The organism is Candidatus Minimicrobia sp. QA0096 (genome assembly GCF_963967315.1).
Classification (GTDB): Bacteria; Patescibacteriota; Saccharimonadia; order Saccharimonadales; family Saccharimonadaceae; genus Nanosynbacter.
The window spans coordinates 520,608-537,174 of sequence record NZ_OZ017288.1; the positions used below are offsets into that span (position 1 = coordinate 520,608).

Sequence of the window (16,567 nt, forward strand, 5' to 3'; positions counted from 1 at the left end):
TTATATTAGCATTTTTGATGGAAAAAGTCAAGAGAGCGTATGAAGCATGTGCCTAGTTCCCTCGTCGCCTAGAATCCTCCAATGCCTTTCTTACATCTTCTTGAGATGTAGCGATAATTATTTTCTCCCCAGAATTACTATTATTCTGTTGGTTATTTTGTGGTGATTGTTGAGGACTGCTACCTTGGCTGTTCTGTTGAGAATTAGAGGAGGATGTATTCTGTGGCGTATTATGGGCAACCACTCCGTGAGCATTTAACGCTTCGGATATTGCTTGATTTATATTTTTCGCAGTATTTGGATTTGATATGGCAACTTCTCCTGCTTTTATAAATGCATCCTTAGCTTGCTGACTTCCACTAGTAGTAATAGCATCGGATAACCATTTGGTTGCTGCGCCATTTTGTACTAAGTGTTCCGCCTGTAGATTTCCAGACGCGGCATTATTTACTGCCATATTAGATAGGTCTTGCGTACTACCAACCTCGTCATTAAGGATAGCATCTCCTAATCCATTTCCTATGATATTATTATCCTTCTTTGCGTATGCAGCTTTAATTGCCCGTTGTTTTATGGAGTTGTCTGTGCCTTTTAGACTACTCAATACATCCATACGTTCTTTAAAACTACCATTAGCCATAGTATGGTCAATAGCCGCCGCGCGCATAGCCTTTGATTCTACAGTTGTGCCGTTGGCTATATTGGCTATCTTGTCAGATGTCATACCTTGCAACATTGTGGATGCATTTTCAACGTCGCTTTCGAACGCCTTAGCTACAGTTGCGCGGGCGCGCGCTCCACCTTTATCCCAACCCATGAATTGACCGAGTGGACTATTGTCCCTCCACGTCGCAAATTTACCCGTTCGCCTGCTTGCGCGTTTTCTATTCATGAAGTCTGAGTATTTTCTTTTTGTATCGCCAATAACAGAATTGTCAACACGTCCTTTTGCTGCGCCTTTTATATTTCCAGCGAATCGACTATGCGCATTAGCACCCATTCTGCCTATCTTTGCGCCAATATTGCCCAACGAATTTAAGGAGCTCTGTAGTACGAAAGGTGTGGCGCCTAATGGCAAAATAGACGCTGCCAAGCCTGCAAACTGCATAGTTATCGCAGTATCATTCGGGTCGCTTGTGGCTGTTGTCATTAATATTGCCCCTGCTAATTTACCAGCTCCATACAAAAGGGATATTATAGGAAAAACCATTAATAACCCCCTAAACATTGATACCCATTTTTTGAATAAACTTTCGGTGTTTGGCAGGAGCCAAGCTGCGAATGCTAGGGGCGCAATTGATATTAGGAGAACTATAGCTGCTTGTCTAACTATTAGTATGACAAGCACAACAAGTAGCACTAACATTAGAGATAGTAATGTTGGTACACTGACTGCAAGCGCTGCAAATAGCACTGTTCCTGTAAGAACTAGAATGCCAGCAACTGCTGCGCCGAGACCGCTCGCTATTGCTGAATTTGAAGACGATCCACCAACTCCAGACACCGCTCCTTCAAGAGCTTCTTTTAGTGTAAAGCCAAGGATATTGGATAAGTCGACGGCTAATTGACATATATAAAACGATAGGTTTACTAATACAGCTCCCACTATTAATTTTGGTAAGATTTTTTTAATGCCGTAGTTACTTATGCCGATACTACTGACTTGTGAGAAAATTACCCATAAAAATAGCAATACAAATATGACGTTTGCTATATCACGAAAGAAGTTCCATGCCTGTTTTGCTCCTACCGCATCAGACCCCTCATCGAAGATAGCAGGTCTAATATTAAGAAACTGTGATATTACAGAATAAGAAGCATCAGCAATTCCCCCCATAAAAGTCATTAAAGGACAAATAAGCCATCCCATTCCATCAATACCACACGAATTTTTTTCCTCTTCTTCTCCGCCGCCGTCACCTTCCGACGGAGTTTCTATTTTAGCAGACTGACCTTGCTTACAGGCGTTTATTTTTTCTGGCTGATTTTCATATTTTGTGTAGCAATACTTAGGATCATCCTTATGATTTATACCGCGTCTGCAGGCGGCTTTTAGATTTTCGTCTGCCAGCCCTACACACGCGGTGTCTGTGACTGACTGCTTTAGGGCTTCTTGATATTTTGGCGCTGACTCCACTAGGCGTTGATATATATTCATACACTGCCATTCAGAAATGTTTGCGTCATAATGATTCTGTGGCCATTCACGGTTATTTGATCCGCCCACATTATAACCCTGCCCGTCGCCAGGTAGGTAATATGAGTTAGTTGCATTTCCGTTACCATCTATATTTGGTATTTCCCAATCTTTTGAGCTGTGTCGTTGAGGTTGAGGATTGTCGTCTTTTACGCAACCTTTTATCATGGACCTCGAAACCAGATATTTTATGCTAGGATCGGAGTTTTCTATACCATTTTTATAACCTGATAAATTTGTTAGTACTTCAAATATCTTTCCTTTTGAATATACATTAGCGTCAACTTGTCTATCATCCTTCCCTCCTGCAGACTTCTTTTTTTTGCCAAATGCACCACTTCCATTTATACATTCGTCTTCGGACAGGGTGTAGTTAGTGCCTCTCCTGTATCCTATTTTGCAAAGCAATACCTCTACGGCGGAGGATCTTCCTTGTGGCTGTATGTTGAATTGACTAACAGCTGTACTCATAAGTTCAGCTGAGTTGCAATCAAAATATCCTCCCGAGCTATTGTATCCTGTAAAGCCTGGAAAAGTTCCTACGTAAGCTCCGTCGCCAACATTATTAAATATTTTTCCCTTTTTCAGCTCCTCTACGTTGCTGTTGGGCGCCTTACTTCCTGCACGGACAAAACATGTATCTAATGCGCGCGCATAAACATAGAACTTATATTTTTCTTGAGTACTGAGGCCATCAAAGTATCCATCAGCAAATGCGGGTAAAGAGGTTAATAGTGTAGAAATTGGTAATATAAATAAGGCGCTCACGCACAAATATAAAACTATACTCTTAAAGACGTTTCTACGACTAAACCCACTCATAAACATAAACACCTTCATTTAATCACATATGAAGGTGTTTATGCAATAGTTGCTAAGTCTGGAGTTTAGTCTTTTTTAATATTGTCCCAAGCATTCTGTATCTCAGGGATTTCGTATGCTGGTACGTCTTCACCGTTTATAGTGAATAGCATCGGGCTTCCTTGTTTTTGATAATCATGAGGTACACTGATTCCTCGGAAATCAATTATCACAGGAGCTACTCGAATCTTTACTGTGCGGTCTGATACCGCATCAAGGGATTGCTCCTTTGACGGGTCAAAGTTTAGATTTTCGGCACTCCCCCTGTCAGTGTTAACAATGGTCATTATTTCTTCAACCCCACCATCTCCTGTTAGATAAGCTGCTTGATATTTAGGAATCCAACCACCGTAATTTAGACCGTTGCATCGTGTAAGATCTCCTTCATCAGAACAAGGGTCTGCGTTATTAGCGTTGTTTCGGACTAGCTTTGGATAATTACCGTCTTTTCCTGTAGACTCAAATATTTTATTTGGCTGTCCATCTAGTGGAAATAGGTCGAAAACGTTATAGTCAAGATATCTTTCCTCAGGGTATTCTTTATACTCCTCAAAAAAGTCATATATCACCTTTTGAGCACTTCCTATAGCCATACTGCTTAGGTAGGCGTCGCGCATCTTGTCTGCCTCTTCCACTCTGCCTTCGTCGACTAGTTTAAAGTAGGATTTGGCCATCAAATTAATACTGTAGGCGCTGTGCTCTCCGATATTTTTCATGACTCCAGGGAGTTCTTCTTTTGTTGTGATTATCTGACCAAACTCATCAATATCTAATTTTGCAGATTCGCTGTTAGCATGCATGTTTGTATAATTAATGAAGGCTGCTCTCTTGTCGTTCGTGTCTTTTGCATTATCCAAAGAGTCTAGAAGATTATCCAGTCCCTCAATTTCTGGGATTTCTCTAGCCTCTGGTGATGGAGAACTTGTCTCTTCTACTGAAGGTGTAGAATCTTGAGTTTCCTGCGAGGTAGGTGTTGTATCTGGAGTTGGCTCACTGTAGCTTTCACCACAGGCTGACAACGGAGCTACTGAAGCTAACAGTGCTGCCGCTGTAGCGATGCCCTTTAAGAACTTTTCTTTAGTTGTAGTTGAAAGACTTGTTTTTGAATCGCTTGGGTTAAATTGTTCACGATTTCGAACCATAACGCTTGGTATCCTTCCTCTGACATTGTCAGATATTTTATTGTAAAAACTTCTTAGACTTTCTAGTCCAATTGCCCATATCATAACATAAACTATACAAAAATGCAATAAGTTAAGTATATTTTCCATAAAAAAACACCCTGTTAGGGTGAAAATATCTGTGGCGCGCTCGACCGGATTCGAACCGGCGATCTCCTCCGTGACAGGGAGGCGTGATAGGCCAACTTCACTACGAGCGCATATCAATACCCCTTATATTATCAGATTACTTCTGTCTTTTCAAGGAAAATGTTTGCTTTTTTCGCTTGACTATTTTACAATTTAGGTATAAGAGAAAATTTTATGGCAAAAAGAAATATTGTAATCAGTATATTCATCGCAACAGTAATCGCAGGGAGCGTTTTTATACCCAAAGTAGCTTTGGCTGCCGGCTGCGGCGGCGCGGAAACCTCTGTTATTTCTTGTGAAGGCGAAGGTAGTACGGCAATTATCAACATAATCAAGCAAGTTATTAAAATCTTAACCGCTGGAGTTTTGGTCGCGGCGGTTGGTGCTGTTATATATGGCGCATTCTTATATACCACTTCTGAGGGTAGTCCAGATAAGATAAAAAAAGCACGTGAAGTCTGGACGAATACTGTTATTGGGATAATAATGTTTGCGTTTATGGTGGCAATTACTAACTTTATTATTCCAGGAGGAGTTTTCGATTAATGAAGAAAATTATAATAGCAATGTCTTTAATGATTATAGGGTCGTTTGGGGCGAGCGTAACTTTCCCGGGTATTTCTTTTGCGGACGATGCATGTTCTAATAAGGGGAAGATTTTAACATTAAAACCATGGTATAGCGGCTTGACTAATAGTGACTGTTCCCTTAAAAATCCAGGCACAGATACTAATTCTCAAGCTAACTATATTTGGAAAATCGCGCTTAATATCGTTGATGATTTGCTGCAGCTTATCGGTTACACGACTGTTGGATATATTATGTACGGTGGATTCTTGATGATGACCAGTAACGGTGCTCCAGACAAGGCTGCTCATGGGCGAAAGACTATTATGAGTGCCGCGATCGGTCTGGTTATCGCCCTAGCTTCTGTTGCGTTGGTTAACTTTATATCATCAAAGATAGGGGTATAAAATGAGATATATGGAATTTTTTGCTGGATTATTAGGAAAAGCAGATGATCTTGGCGTGCCACAGAATAACGATGTAGATATTATGAAGTTTGTTAATTTGGCGCTCTGGGTGGCTGGTGTCGTGGCTGTTATTGTGGTGATTATTGCTGGAATAAATTATTCCCTGTCTTCCGGCGATCCCGCTAAGACGGCCAGCGCAAAGAATGCTATTTTATATTCAGTTATTGGTTTGGTTATTATTGCTAGTGCGATTGCTATAACAGGTTATATTATAGGAAAGGTTTAAAATGAAGATTTTTACAAAAATCCTGACGGCTGGAATACTAATAATTGGGCTCCTTGGCGTGTTTACTCCAGCGGTATCCGCGGCTAACGGTATTGATATTTGCTCAAATGGAAATGAAAACTCTGTCTATTGTAAAAATAAGGGCAGTGGCGAAACTCAAGTGAACGGTATTATAAAAACTATCGTTGAAGTTTTACTTACGGCCGTTGGTGCTATTTCGATTATTATGATAGTTATTGGCGGTATTATGTTTGCACTTTCCAGCGGTGATGCTCAGAAAGCTGCAAAAGCCAGGAATACTGTTTTATATGCTGTCGTTGGCTTAATAGTTTCTATATTCGCTTCAGCGATTGTTAATTTTGTATTTAATAGGTTTAATTAGGAGAAAGTATGAAAAAATCAATAATATCAATAGCAATTATGACCTGTGCGGTATTTGGAACATCAGTTTTATCTACTGCTTCCCTGCCAGGTAGCGCTTCTGCCCAGGTATCTGATGGTATTAATACCGCTACAACATCGGAAATGAAAGGTAAAAGTATTGACGGTGATAAAGGTCTAATAAAAACAGTAGTTAATGTTTTGCTTTGGGCTGTAGGTATTCTGTCTGTTATTATGATTATTTTTAGTGGATTTCGCTATATTACTTCGGCTGGCGACGCTTCAAAGACAAAATCTGCTCAGAGTACGCTCACCTATTCAGTGGTTGGACTAATTGTGGCTATTATGGCATACGCGATCGTCAATATGGTTACAAATCGACTATAATAAATCCATAATTAGTTTTACAAATAACAGATAAAAATGTATAATAGTAATATCATTAAACAAGGAGAAAATAACAATGAATAAATTAAAATTAATCTTGGCGGGACTACTGGTAGTACCAACTGTTGCTTTGGCTGTAGCCCCAGCTGCAAGCGCTGAAGGTGATTTTACCTTAACTAATGGCGTAAATAGTGCAAGAGGAGAAGGTGTGAGTGACAATACTGCAAGCCCTGAGTCTCTAGTTAAGCAATTTGTAAATATATTCTTGTTTGCCGTCGGTGCATTAAGCGTTATTATGCTTATCTGGGGCGGTATCCGATACACTACTTCAGCTGGTGACAGCAATAAGGTTACAGCTGCTAAGAATACAGTTTTGTATGCAATTGTCGGTTTGGTGGTTGCAATTTTGGCATACGCAATCGTCAATATGGTTATTGATAAGTTTAAGGGTTAATCTACCCTACCGTTAAAAAAGAGCCTCGCTGATGAGGTTCTTTTTTTGTGGCTAAAAAAATACCGCCAACTTGTGACGGTATTTTCTGTGAAATGATTTTTACAGAACTTGAATCTTCTTTGCTTTTTCTTGCTTTATCTTTTCAAAAGTAATTGTCAAAACGCCATCTTTTAATTCTGCCTTAACACCTTCTTCATTTACAGCGGTTGGCAATGCTAATGTACGACTGAATTCGCCCCAGTAGCATTCTTGGATGTGCCATTGGCGAACATCTGCTTCGTCACCGCTAGACAGTGTGCCGCTAATTGTTAAAATACCGTCAGAAATGCTTACGTCTAGGTCGTTTCGATCTACGCCAGCGGTACGAGCTTTGATAACTAGGTTGTTTTCTGTCTCGAAAACGTCAACAGCCAATTGTCCCATTGCGTCATCAGCTTCATCTTCCCAATTATCGTCGGATCGCGTTGTTGGTGTGCTATTGCTTCTACTATTGTCGTCGTTAAAACCAGGTAGCAGATCGTCGTTATCATCGTCAATAAACGCCGCAGCCAATTCCTGTTCTGTTAGTAATGTATCATCTTGCTTTCGGGCCATAATTTCCTCCACTTTTATAATAGGCTCATTGACAAAGTCTTTATTAGTATAACTGTAATGTGCGTTATAATCAACAGAGAAAGGCTTAAAACGTAAAAATTACAATGTTTGACACGCTATTATCAATCATCGCTCCTCACCACTGTTATAAGTGCGGTGAAACGGGTGGTATTTTATGCTTAGATTGTAAAAAATACATCACGAGTCGGAAGTATGATATGTGCGTATTGTGTGGCGATTTATTGGAGAATGGCAATTTATGTAAAAAGCATAATCTTCCCTGTGATATGATCTGGTGTTTTTCACGGCGTACAGGTGTTGTTGCAAAGATCATTGATGATTATAAGTTTAACCGCGTTCAGGCAGCGGCTGGATTGCTAAGTGAGTTCTTAGACGAAGCTCTGCCTGAATTGCCGTCAGATGCGGCAATTGTACCAATCCCTACAATTTCTAAGAATATTCGACGCCGTGGATTTGATCATATCCGAAAAATTGCCGTTAAACTATCTCGACGTAGAAAAATAGAATATTGTTCCCTGCTTCGGCGTAGAAACAATGTCACTCAGCATTTCACAAAATCTTCCGCCCAGAGAAAACGCCAAGCAAAGGAGTTTTTTGAAATTGCGGGTAAAGTTGATAAAAATAAGAGGTATATCATTATTGATGATATATTTACGACTGGCTCAACTGTGTTGGCGGCGGCGGAATGTTTGAAGAAAAATGGTGCTAAACACGTGGAAATTGCGGTTATTGCCAGGCACGGGCGCCCGAAGCTATGAGTGATGATAATGACTGCCGCGATGGATTTCTTGGGCGCGGTACAATTGTTCAGCTAAAATAAGACGAACTAATTGGTGCGGAAACACTAAGTTTGATAATGACCAGACGATGTTGGATTTTTGGCGCAAGTCGCTGGTAACTCCGTAAGCGCCACCGATGATAAAAATAATATGCTTATTGATGTTGCCTGTAATTAAATTAGATAATTCTGGCGATGATAAGTTTTTTCCGCGCTCATCGAGCAAAATAACGAAGTCGTCTGAATTAAGGCGTGAAAAAATACGCTCAGACTCTTCCTGGCGCGCTCTGTCGCCTTCAAAGCTTGAATGCGGTAGAATAATCATTTCCGCAGCAAAAGGTGCTCGTAGACGCTCTAAAAAACGAAAAATGCCTGGCTGAACCCAGGCTTCGTGCTTTTTTCCGATTGTTATAATGGTGATTTTCATAATATCTATGGCGGAGAGAGAGGGATTCGAACCCTCGATGAGTTGCCCCATACCGCTTTTCGAGAGCGGCCAGTTCAACCACTCCTGCACCTCTCCATAAAGCTAATGTGGTACACCCGGCAAGATTCGAACTTACGACCTCTGGCTCCGCAAGCCAGCGCTCTATCCAGCTGAGCTACGGGTGCATACAGCCTTTCGAAAATCGATTGGCTATAATAAAAATATAAGGTACCTTCATTGCTATAAAGCACTGAACTTTTGTATTCTACCACATAAAATATAGCCAATCAAGCTATAGCTTTATCAGTCGAATAAACTTCTCTAAGGCGTCCGGCTTAATTTCTTGCATTGGTAGGCGTGCTCCGAGCATATCGACAATTCTCTCGCCCTCTGCTTCGGAAAAGTAAATAGTTAAACCTGGCGAAAATCGTTTTACTGGCAATAATAGAATCGAATGTTGGTTGTTTTCGTGAATTAATCCAAATGCGCGAAATTCGCTAAAATCGTGTAAAACATCGGCGATGTAAATACCTTTGGGGCTAATCGCGTAGTTTATTACTTGTGGGGTTTTGTTTGATAATACAAACAAGGCTACAGCCATAATTGGCAACAAAACAGCGAAAGTCCAGTTCTTAAACACCAAAATTGCCAAAGCCATTAATCCTATCAACACAATTACAAAAAACACGTACCACAATTTACCGCGCTGAACCTGCACGCCTTCTGGCGCGTTCCAAGCTATTGGCTCGGTTAAATCAATCCTGTCAGATGCTGGCGCTTCAAAGTCTTGGTTTTCTGGACTATCGTTCATGACGTTAGTATATCACGATGAGAATTAGTGAACAATTAAACGTTAGTGGTTGATCCGCCGCTTAAAGCTGCGCCAAGGATGAAGTTAATGATGGCGTAAGCGAAGACTGCGATTAATAGACCAATGATTGCGTATAGAATTGTGTTTTTGGCGTTTGTGACGGATTCTTTTTTACCGCCAGATATTACGTAGCGGAAACCGCCGAAGATTAGCATAACGACACTTAAGACGCCGACGCCGAACAGCATAATGTTGATGGCTCGCCTTACGATTGATGAATCACCATTAGCCAAGTTGGATGGCGTATTGTCGCCGCGTGCCGCGTTAATTCCAGCTGGAGCGCCACCTTCGCCTAATGCAGAAACTGGAGCGGTTGCCAAAACTATACCGAACCCAATTGTAAGTAATCCTATTGTAATTTTAGAAATATATCCTTTTACCATAATTCTATTATACTCTATTTACGATAAAGCTATCAATAATTGCACTTCTATGGTACACTAAATAGTGAATTTGGAGGAGTACCCAAGTGGCTGAAGGGGACGGTTTGCTAAATCGTTAGTATGGAGAGATCTGTAGCGGGGGTTCGAATCCCCCCTCCTCCGCCAAAATTCAGAGATAGTACGGAAGGGTGACCGAGTGGTTGAAGGTACCGGTCTTGAAAACCGGCGTGCGGTAAAACGTACCGAGGGTTCGAATCCCTCCCCTTCCGCCAAAACAGTACTATTGAAGTCGAAAAATAGGAGATTCGTGCGAGTTTCCTATTTTTTTATTTCTCTTGTTTGACTTGAATCGTACTTTTGTAACTTGCGCCAGATAGACGATCAAACATAAAACGTCGATTAAATAACGCTACGACAATTGTAACTAATACGAATAATATGAATGCTAAGAATGTAATTGCGAATAGACAGAGAAACAATAGCGAATTCGCTTCCTTATTAAATTCATCCGCGAGGTAAAACAAGCCTGCGGGAATGATGCGAAAATATATCGTGAGTAAGATTCCTCTGAAAATTGTGCGAATCCGTTTTTTATTTTCAAATTTGAGTCCAAACTTTAATAATGCACTACCAAAAGTTTTACCATTCAGTAGAGGAATTAGGCTAAAATAGAGGGCTAAAAATAGCGAAAACGGAAGTTGGGTTTTTGATAAGGTGTAAGGAATACGGATGATAACAGCGTCGATTATTAGAGATAAACTAACACGAATTCCAGAAACTCGTGAGCCAGCCTCAAAGGATTTTTCATCTATTTCTTCCCTGGACGGAAGTAGCCACGTCGCAAACCAGCCCAGAAAGTAACCGACGCATCCGCCTATCGTGTTCTGGATGATATCATCGACGTCGGCTAATCGGTAAGGTCCTGAATAGATGAAATAAAGTCCAGACAATTGAGTTATCTCAAAGAATAAACTTAAAATAGCCGTCAATAATAACGTCTTTTTAAGGCTACATTTGAAATAGTAGCGCAGGTAAATTCCGAACGGAATGAGCATTAAAATGTTGAAAGCAGGAACGTAAAAAGTGGGATGTTTTATCGCCGTAATCCAAGTCGAGCTATCTGTTAATACAAGTGGACTATCCTTTATAAAATCTGCGACGAATGAAAACGGAATTAAATTCAGATTTTCTGCGTAAGTTGTGTGAACAGATTCTGGATTTGGTAACGGTAAAATAACTAAGAAATATACAGTTAATAAATACAGAATAAAGGAATAGAAAATCAAAGTCCTAAGCTTATTGACGGAGCCGTATTTTCGATAGTTCGCAATCATATACGGCAACGTGATAAGAAAAGCTAAAATTGGAAAAAGGATTAGTGCAACCTTAATAGAAATTAGGTATCCCATAGACTCCATTATACTAAACATTTTCTCTATAAAGTTCAGGATGACTATTTCTATGCTGGGAAATATACTTGACAAAAAACAAAGCTTATGCTAACATTGTAATCAGTATTCTAAAAATAGATACAAAAAAGAAAGAATAAAAATGAATTTAGTACAACAGTTTTTCACCGTTACAACTATGTTTGTCAGTTTGAATGTAGCGTTTGGTGTGCTGCTGCACGACACCAACGTTGATAAAGCGTTTTTGTCATCTTGGAAAACATATAGCGTTCAAAGTGACGTTGAGGGTGAAATAAAAATGCCAGAAACAAAGCCTCATACTCATCCAGAACACGCTCAATTGTCAAATGTGCTGAAAGAAGGTTCGGCGCGACCGCGAACTACGCCTCGTAATAACGATAAGAAGCGATTGCGCCAAAAATATGCCGCTCGTGGACAGCATACTTTTGATGGTTATCACCTTGATTTTGAAGGTGTGAGTTAAACTATTTTAAGCTAATTACTTCCAGTTCCGAAACAAGCCGAGTAATGATTTTTTCTTGCTCGGCTAATTGCTCGCGAGTTTCCTCGACAAGGTGGGCTGGCGCCTTCTCAACGTAAGTCGGATTTTCCAGGCGCTTGTTTAATCCCGCCAATTTCTGACGTGATTCGGCTAGGCGCATTTCCAGATTTTCCTGATGTTGATACAGAGTTTCGCTATCAATATCTAGCCACGCTTCCCTGTTTGCCGTCGCCAATCTCAGTCCGCGCGGTTGGTCGGTGTGTTCAATTGCCTCAAGCCGCATCAGATGCTTAATCGTGTCTTGATTGTCAGCGATAAGATTGTCGTTGCCGTATAACAATCGATATTTCTTATTCCCTGGCAGTTCAGCAATCACCCAGCGACCTTCGGCAACCAAGAGCTTAAGTTGCTCGAATTGTTCGGCAGCAATCGGATCGAACTTTTCTGAAGTTGGCCAAGCTTCACGCATCAAAATGCCGTCGGTGTAATTGAGCGTTTGCCAAATCGTTTCCGTAACAAATGGCGCAAATGGATGAGCGATTTTCAAAGAAGTTGCCAAAACCCAAGATAATAATGGACGATTGATCGCGGTTTTAGACGATTCAATGTACCAGTCGGCCACGTCGTCCCAGATGGTGTGATAAACAGTTTCTGATGCCTCTGAGAAGCGATATTGCTCTAATCGAACGGCGATGTTGTTGGCGGCGTCGTTCAATTGGCGAATAATCCAGTGATCAGCCGGAGTTTGTGGTTCTAAGTCGACAATTTGGTGATTATCGCCAATTTGCGCTTCAACAAACCTGGCAATATTCCATAGCTTATTGCAGAAGTTGCGAGCAGCGATAACAGAGCCGCGGTTAAAGGCCTGACTTTGAGCCGGCGCCCGTCCAGCGATAATTCCCATACGTGTGGCGTCAGATCCAAATTCCGCAACCAATTCCATTGGATTAATGACGTTGCCCTTAGACTTAGACATTTTTTGGTTATGTTCGTCATTAACCATTCCGTGTAGATAAACTTCTTTGAACGGCAACTTCCCTGTTCGGTACAGACTAAGCATAATCATTCGAGAAACCCATGCGCGCATAATATCCATACCAGTTTCCATCATGTCGGTCGGGAAATAATTGGCTAAATCGCCGCCATCCAAGTAGTCTGTAACAATATATGGCCATTGTCCAGATGAGAACCAGGTGTCAAAGGTATCCTCTTCCCTAATATATGTTGTGCCATTTACAACAATACTCTGTTCGTTGGTGCGAGTGTCGAATATCCAATCCTTAGGGTCGTTTTCATTTACAAACGCAGGAATTGGTATTCCCCATGGAATCTGTCGTGAAATATTCCAGTCTTTCAATTGCTCAAAATATGCGATAAGCTCTTTGCGCTTGGATGCTGGATAAAAAGTGATTTCTTCTTTTTTGAGTGCATCAATTGCTGGCTGTGCGAGTGATTGTGTTTTAATAAACCACTGCTCTTTAATCATTGGCTCAATTACGCTGCCACACTTATAACAATGTCCAACGGCGTGTTCAATTTCAGTCTCACCGCGGCGTAGCTCCAGTGCCTCCAGTGCCTCCAAAACTCGAGCGCGAGCTTCTACTGGTGTTAATCCTAAGAACTGCGCTGGCACGTTTATCATCTTCCCTTCTGGGCTGATAATTGACTCTATAGGTAAATCATGACGTTTTGCAATTTCAAAGTCGTTCGGGTCGTGCGCTGGCGTAATCTTAACCGCACCGGTACCATAGCTCATGTCGACGTATTCGTCCGCGATGATAGGAATTTCCTTATCGACAATCGGCAGTAAAATGCGAGTTCCAATCAATTTTTTGTATCGCTCATCATCTGGATGAACTGCCACAGCGACGTCGCCAAGCATAGTTTCTGGGCGCGTAGTAGCAATGATAATTTCGCCAATTTTATCTAATGTCGGGTAAGCTATTTTCCACAACTTCCCTTTCTCATTCTTATGTTCTACCTCGATGTCGGCAAAGCTGGTTTGGTGTTCGGTACAATAATTGACAATTCGCTCACCTCTGTAAACCAAATTGTCATCCCACATTTTCTTAAATGTGTCGTATACGGTGTTGATAACTTTGTCGTCCAGAGTGAATGTCAAATGCTTCCATGACGCACTAACACCTAACGCGCGCAATTGCAGCTCCATATTGCCGCGTTTTTCTTGTACAAAATTCCAAACTTGACTATACAATTGGTCACGTGAAAAATCGAAGCGACTCTTCCCTTGCTTTGTTAATTCTCTTTCATACACAACCCAAGTTTCAAACCCAGCATGGTCGGCGCCTGGAATAAATACGGCGTCGTCACCCTTCATTCGGTGATAGCGAATCAGAATATCCTTCAGATTCATATCGAGTGCGTGCCCAATGTGAAGGTTACCGTTCGCGTTAGGTGGCGGCATAATGATTGAATATGGCTTGCCTACCCCTGTTGGTTCTAATGCGCCGCTGGTTTCCCATAGGGCGTAAATGTTTGGTTCGTAATCGTTTGGTATGTATTGTTTAGCTAGCTGCATAAGTTATTCCATGGTTTTTTCATGTGAAAAAATACAAAAGAAAACAAAGTAGCTTTTCACGTGCAAAAGCCCTTAAATATGTAATCCTCTAATTTCTCCACATGTTTATATTACATCTTAATTATATCACAAATTTATGCGGTGCGATGGATGAAATTAAGGTTATTTTCTAATCGTTTGATACGCTCGATATAGCCAATATTGAAGTGGCTTTAGGGGAAGTTCCCAGGTTGACCCAGAATAGATATCTTCGCCGCCGAACGATCGCTTAAACTTTGTAAAGCCAGCCCATGGGTGATTTTTTGGTGCGTTTTCAGGAGCAATTCCGTATAAATCGACTTTCTCCATTTGACAATGTTTTGCATCGATTATCGCTTCGGTGAGCAGGGCAGTTCCAGCGTTAAGCTTGCGATATTCTGGCGTAGAATTTGCTGCCGCATGTGCATAAATTCGAGTTGTTTTTGAGTCGAAAAATAGGGCAGTAGCAATTACTTTATTGTCATATGTTGCGTACCAAAAAGAAGCATCTTTGGATGGAAGTAGAGAACCAGCTTGCTTATGAAAATATGAATCTGGGTGCGGCGACATGCCGGTTCTTTTGGCAACTTCGTGTATCAATTCTAAGAAATATTTAATATCGTCTGGGTTTTGAGATTGATGAATAGTTACGCCTTTTTTGTGATAATTCCTATAACAATTCCTTACAGGTTGCGCCATGTTTGCTATGATTTCTTCCTCTGGCTGCTGGAGATTGATAATGTGCGTATGTTCTGGCTGTAAATGAACGTAAGTGGCTTTTTTCCAATTCTCATCAGATAACACCTTAGAAAAGGTAGGTTTAATTGGTCCGATTCTAAGGAAAGTTACGCCAAGTTTTTTACCGAGCTCTGCTAGGTCTTTTAGCGCCAATCGTAATACTTCTTCGTTAATAGCGGTTGGACCGAAGGGGCAATATAAGCGAGAATTGCCTGTGCCGCGCTCTAATATTGCGAAATATTCCCATCCTTCACCTCTGTTGTGAAAGACTTTTCGACCGAGCGATTGTTGAAATTTTTCCCAGGCTGATGATTGTAGAAAATGTTGATTCATGTTGTAATCCTCACAACGTTATATTGCTGTCATTGATAAACTTGGCTGAACTTCCAGATCGTATGGATCTGTAGGCTCGTCAATTTGAGATCTGAAATAACCAAGGGTAGCAATCATCGCGGCGTTATCTGTACAGAGTTGGATAGGGGCGTATTCGATGTCAATTGGCAGGGCTTCACGTAATTGACGACGCAACTCTTGGTTAGCTGCGACTCCGCCAGCGATCACAACGGAGGCTGGCTGGAAATTGTCAAACGCCTTCTTGGTTTTATTTACGAGCGTTTTTATGGCTGTATACTGGAAACTTGCCGCCATATTACGTCGTAATTCGTCATCTACGAGCGCTGGAAGCTCATGGGAGGGAAAAGTGAAGTCTTTACCGACTTCGTGCTGAACGGCTCTCAAAACGGCTGTCTTAAGCCCAGAGAAGGAGAAATCGTATTCGCCGGATAATTTGGCAATAGGTAAATGGAACGTGTGCGGATCGCCAAGTTCGGCGGCTTTGGCGATGGCTGGGCCGCCAGGATACGGCAAACCGATGATTTTAGCAACTTTATCAAACGCTTCGCCAACCGCGTCGTCTTGAGTTTGACCTATGAGCTGATAATCTCCGTGATTTTTAAATAGGACAAGTTGTGAATGCCCGCCTGAAACGATCAACGAAAGCATAGGGAATGACGGCTGCTGTTTCGGCAATGTTAGAGATAAATTGTCGGATTGCTTATTGATAAAATTGGCGTACACGTGAGCTTCTACGTGATGAATCTTAAAGAGCGGCTTATTATGGATAATAGCGAGAGTTCTAGCGGCGAGAGTGCCGATTAATAGCGAGCCAATAAGCCCCGGCGCGTAAGTAACGGCGATGGCGTCAATATCATCCCAAGTACAATTTGCGTCAGACAAAGCTTTTTTAATGACGGGATTTACAACTTCCAAATGACTACGCGCGGCAATTTCTGGAATAACTCCGCCGTATTCTGCATGAATATCAATTTGAGAATTGACGACATTTGAAAGCAAGCGTTCGCCATCTTCAACGATTGACGCCGCTGTTTCGTCGCAACTGGATTCAATTCCCAAAATCCTCATTTGCTTTTATTATAG

Annotated in this window: 18 protein-coding genes and 5 tRNA genes; 10 read left to right on the forward strand and 13 right to left on the reverse strand. The window is 41.4% G+C overall.

Annotation, left to right across the window (positions count from 1 at the left end; genetic code table 11):
* Nucleotides 1-52: 52 nt before the first annotated feature.
* The 3 genes from AACH20_RS02775 to AACH20_RS02785 form a co-directional block, all read right to left on the reverse strand.
* Nucleotides 53-3,037, reverse strand: a complete 2,985-nt coding sequence (locus tag AACH20_RS02775) for a hypothetical protein (RefSeq protein ID WP_338503945.1) — start codon at nt 3,035-3,037, stop codon at nt 53-55.
* A 47-nt stretch (nt 3,038-3,084) separates the two neighbouring features.
* A complete protein-coding gene (locus AACH20_RS02780) occupies nt 3,085-4,329 on the reverse strand; it encodes a hypothetical protein (RefSeq protein ID WP_338503947.1) in 1,245 nt (414 codons plus the stop codon).
* A 32-nt stretch (nt 4,330-4,361) separates the two neighbouring features.
* A tRNA-Asp gene (locus AACH20_RS02785) sits at nt 4,362-4,439 on the reverse strand.
* Between the two features lie 103 nt (nt 4,440-4,542).
* Between AACH20_RS02785 and AACH20_RS02790 the strand changes: the two genes are divergently transcribed.
* The 6 genes from AACH20_RS02790 to AACH20_RS02815 all read left to right on the forward strand — a co-directional run bounded on the left by AACH20_RS02790 (nt 4,543) and on the right by AACH20_RS02815 (nt 6,850).
* Complete coding sequence (locus AACH20_RS02790; RefSeq protein WP_338503949.1) at nt 4,543-4,914, forward strand: hypothetical protein; 372 nt, start codon at nt 4,543-4,545, stop codon at nt 4,912-4,914.
* The gene (locus tag AACH20_RS02795) at nt 4,914-5,342 is read left to right on the forward strand and encodes a hypothetical protein (protein ID WP_338503951.1); all 429 of its coding nucleotides are present in this window, start codon (nt 4,914-4,916) and stop codon (nt 5,340-5,342) included. The genes AACH20_RS02790 and AACH20_RS02795 overlap by 1 nt, the downstream gene beginning before the upstream one ends.
* 10 nt (nt 5,343-5,352) lie before the next feature.
* Nucleotides 5,353-5,628, forward strand: coding sequence for a hypothetical protein (locus tag AACH20_RS02800; protein ID WP_146475607.1), 276 nt, complete (start codon nt 5,353-5,355; stop codon nt 5,626-5,628).
* A 1-nt stretch (nt 5,629) separates the two neighbouring features.
* Nucleotides 5,630-6,010 carry a hypothetical protein gene (locus AACH20_RS02805; protein ID WP_338503957.1) on the forward strand — a complete coding sequence of 127 codons (381 nt, stop codon included), beginning with the start codon at nt 5,630-5,632 and terminating at the stop codon, nt 6,008-6,010.
* Between the two features lie 8 nt (nt 6,011-6,018).
* Nucleotides 6,019-6,396, forward strand: coding sequence for a hypothetical protein (locus AACH20_RS02810; protein ID WP_338503960.1), 378 nt, complete (start codon nt 6,019-6,021; stop codon nt 6,394-6,396).
* Nucleotides 6,397-6,472: 76 nt separating this feature from the next.
* On the forward strand, nt 6,473-6,850 hold the full coding sequence (locus AACH20_RS02815; RefSeq protein ID WP_338503963.1) for a pilin: 378 nt from the start codon (nt 6,473-6,475) through the stop codon (nt 6,848-6,850).
* Nucleotides 6,851-6,949: 99 nt separating this feature from the next.
* Here AACH20_RS02815 and AACH20_RS02820 read toward each other — a convergent pair whose 3' ends face one another.
* Entirely contained in the window at nt 6,950-7,444 is a 495-nt protein-coding gene (locus AACH20_RS02820; RefSeq protein ID WP_146555098.1) for an Hsp20/alpha crystallin family protein, read from the reverse strand.
* Between the two features lie 104 nt (nt 7,445-7,548).
* Here AACH20_RS02820 and AACH20_RS02825 point away from each other — a divergent pair, with 104 nt between their 5' ends.
* A complete protein-coding gene (locus AACH20_RS02825) occupies nt 7,549-8,223 on the forward strand; it encodes a ComF family protein (protein WP_338503967.1) in 675 nt (224 codons plus the stop codon).
* On the opposite strand, the gene AACH20_RS02830 is transcribed toward AACH20_RS02825, so the two are convergent.
* The 5 genes from AACH20_RS02830 to AACH20_RS02850 all read right to left on the reverse strand — a co-directional run bounded on the left by AACH20_RS02830 (nt 8,218) and on the right by AACH20_RS02850 (nt 9,924).
* Nucleotides 8,218-8,670, reverse strand: a complete 453-nt coding sequence (locus tag AACH20_RS02830) for a 23S rRNA (pseudouridine(1915)-N(3))-methyltransferase RlmH (protein WP_338503969.1) — start codon at nt 8,668-8,670, stop codon at nt 8,218-8,220. The two genes, AACH20_RS02825 and AACH20_RS02830, sit on opposite strands and share 6 nt — an antisense overlap.
* An 8-nt stretch (nt 8,671-8,678) precedes the next feature.
* Nucleotides 8,679-8,766: transfer RNA gene (locus AACH20_RS02835), tRNA-Ser, on the reverse strand.
* Nucleotides 8,767-8,778: 12 nt separating this feature from the next.
* Nucleotides 8,779-8,855 (reverse strand) — tRNA-Arg (locus AACH20_RS02840).
* 107 nt (nt 8,856-8,962) lie between these two features.
* Nucleotides 8,963-9,481 (reverse strand): hypothetical protein, encoded by a 519-nt coding sequence (locus tag AACH20_RS02845; RefSeq protein WP_338503971.1) that lies wholly within the window; start codon nt 9,479-9,481, stop codon nt 8,963-8,965.
* Nucleotides 9,482-9,516: 35 nt separating this feature from the next.
* Nucleotides 9,517-9,924, reverse strand: coding sequence for a hypothetical protein (locus AACH20_RS02850; protein ID WP_338503973.1), 408 nt, complete (start codon nt 9,922-9,924; stop codon nt 9,517-9,519).
* Nucleotides 9,925-9,996: 72 nt separating this feature from the next.
* On the opposite strand from AACH20_RS02850, the gene AACH20_RS02855 reads away from it, so the two are divergent.
* Nucleotides 9,997-10,089: transfer RNA gene (locus tag AACH20_RS02855), tRNA-Ser, on the forward strand.
* A 17-nt stretch (nt 10,090-10,106) separates the two neighbouring features.
* A tRNA-Ser gene (locus AACH20_RS02860) sits at nt 10,107-10,196 on the forward strand.
* Nucleotides 10,197-10,250: 54 nt separating this feature from the next.
* Here AACH20_RS02860 and AACH20_RS02865 read toward each other — a convergent pair.
* Complete coding sequence (locus tag AACH20_RS02865) at nt 10,251-11,333, reverse strand: VanZ family protein (RefSeq protein ID WP_338503975.1); 1,083 nt, start codon at nt 11,331-11,333, stop codon at nt 10,251-10,253.
* Nucleotides 11,334-11,475: 142 nt separating this feature from the next.
* On the opposite strand from AACH20_RS02865, the gene AACH20_RS02870 reads away from it, so the two are divergent.
* The gene (locus AACH20_RS02870) at nt 11,476-11,817 is read left to right on the forward strand and encodes a hypothetical protein (RefSeq protein WP_129743614.1); all 342 of its coding nucleotides are present in this window, start codon (nt 11,476-11,478) and stop codon (nt 11,815-11,817) included.
* A gap of 1 nt (nt 11,818) precedes the next feature.
* On the opposite strand, the gene AACH20_RS02875 is transcribed toward AACH20_RS02870, so the two are convergent.
* The 3 genes from AACH20_RS02875 to tsaD all read right to left on the reverse strand — a co-directional run bounded on the left by AACH20_RS02875 (nt 11,819) and on the right by tsaD (nt 16,552).
* A complete protein-coding gene (locus AACH20_RS02875) occupies nt 11,819-14,374 on the reverse strand; it encodes a valine--tRNA ligase (RefSeq protein ID WP_338503979.1) in 2,556 nt (851 codons plus the stop codon).
* Nucleotides 14,375-14,536: 162 nt separating this feature from the next.
* A complete protein-coding gene (locus AACH20_RS02880) occupies nt 14,537-15,463 on the reverse strand; it encodes a lipid II:glycine glycyltransferase FemX (RefSeq protein ID WP_338503981.1) in 927 nt (308 codons plus the stop codon).
* A gap of 18 nt (nt 15,464-15,481) precedes the next feature.
* Nucleotides 15,482-16,552, reverse strand: coding sequence for a tRNA (adenosine(37)-N6)-threonylcarbamoyltransferase complex transferase subunit TsaD (gene tsaD, locus AACH20_RS02885; protein WP_338503983.1), 1,071 nt, complete (start codon nt 16,550-16,552; stop codon nt 15,482-15,484).
* Between the last annotated feature and the right edge of the window lie 15 nt (nt 16,553-16,567).

Bases quoted from the DNA above. Each gene is read 5' to 3' on its own strand.
- AACH20_RS02775 (WP_338503945.1), bottom strand. From the start codon at position 3,037: ATGAAGGTGTTTATGTTTATGAGTGGGTTTAGTCGTAGAAACGTCTTT.
- AACH20_RS02780 (WP_338503947.1), bottom strand. From the start codon at position 4,329: ATGGAAAATATACTTAACTTATTGCATTTTTGTATAGTTTATGTTATG.
- AACH20_RS02790 (WP_338503949.1), top strand. From the start codon at position 4,543: ATGGCAAAAAGAAATATTGTAATCAGTATATTCATCGCAACAGTAATC.
- AACH20_RS02795 (WP_338503951.1), top strand. From the start codon at position 4,914: ATGAAGAAAATTATAATAGCAATGTCTTTAATGATTATAGGGTCGTTT.
- AACH20_RS02800 (WP_146475607.1), top strand. From the start codon at position 5,353: ATGGAATTTTTTGCTGGATTATTAGGAAAAGCAGATGATCTTGGCGTG.
- AACH20_RS02805 (WP_338503957.1), top strand. From the start codon at position 5,630: ATGAAGATTTTTACAAAAATCCTGACGGCTGGAATACTAATAATTGGG.
- AACH20_RS02810 (WP_338503960.1), top strand. From the start codon at position 6,019: ATGAAAAAATCAATAATATCAATAGCAATTATGACCTGTGCGGTATTT.
- AACH20_RS02815 (WP_338503963.1), top strand. From the start codon at position 6,473: ATGAATAAATTAAAATTAATCTTGGCGGGACTACTGGTAGTACCAACT.
- AACH20_RS02820 (WP_146555098.1), bottom strand. From the start codon at position 7,444: ATGGCCCGAAAGCAAGATGATACATTACTAACAGAACAGGAATTGGCT.
- AACH20_RS02825 (WP_338503967.1), top strand. From the start codon at position 7,549: ATGTTTGACACGCTATTATCAATCATCGCTCCTCACCACTGTTATAAG.
- AACH20_RS02830 (WP_338503969.1), bottom strand. From the start codon at position 8,670: ATGAAAATCACCATTATAACAATCGGAAAAAAGCACGAAGCCTGGGTT.
- AACH20_RS02845 (WP_338503971.1), bottom strand. From the start codon at position 9,481: ATGAACGATAGTCCAGAAAACCAAGACTTTGAAGCGCCAGCATCTGAC.
- AACH20_RS02850 (WP_338503973.1), bottom strand. From the start codon at position 9,924: ATGGTAAAAGGATATATTTCTAAAATTACAATAGGATTACTTACAATT.
- AACH20_RS02865 (WP_338503975.1), bottom strand. From the start codon at position 11,333: ATGGGATACCTAATTTCTATTAAGGTTGCACTAATCCTTTTTCCAATT.
- AACH20_RS02870 (WP_129743614.1), top strand. From the start codon at position 11,476: ATGAATTTAGTACAACAGTTTTTCACCGTTACAACTATGTTTGTCAGT.
- AACH20_RS02875 (WP_338503979.1), bottom strand. From the start codon at position 14,374: ATGCAGCTAGCTAAACAATACATACCAAACGATTACGAACCAAACATT.
- AACH20_RS02880 (WP_338503981.1), bottom strand. From the start codon at position 15,463: ATGAATCAACATTTTCTACAATCATCAGCCTGGGAAAAATTTCAACAA.
- tsaD (WP_338503983.1), bottom strand. From the start codon at position 16,552: ATGAGGATTTTGGGAATTGAATCCAGTTGCGACGAAACAGCGGCGTCA.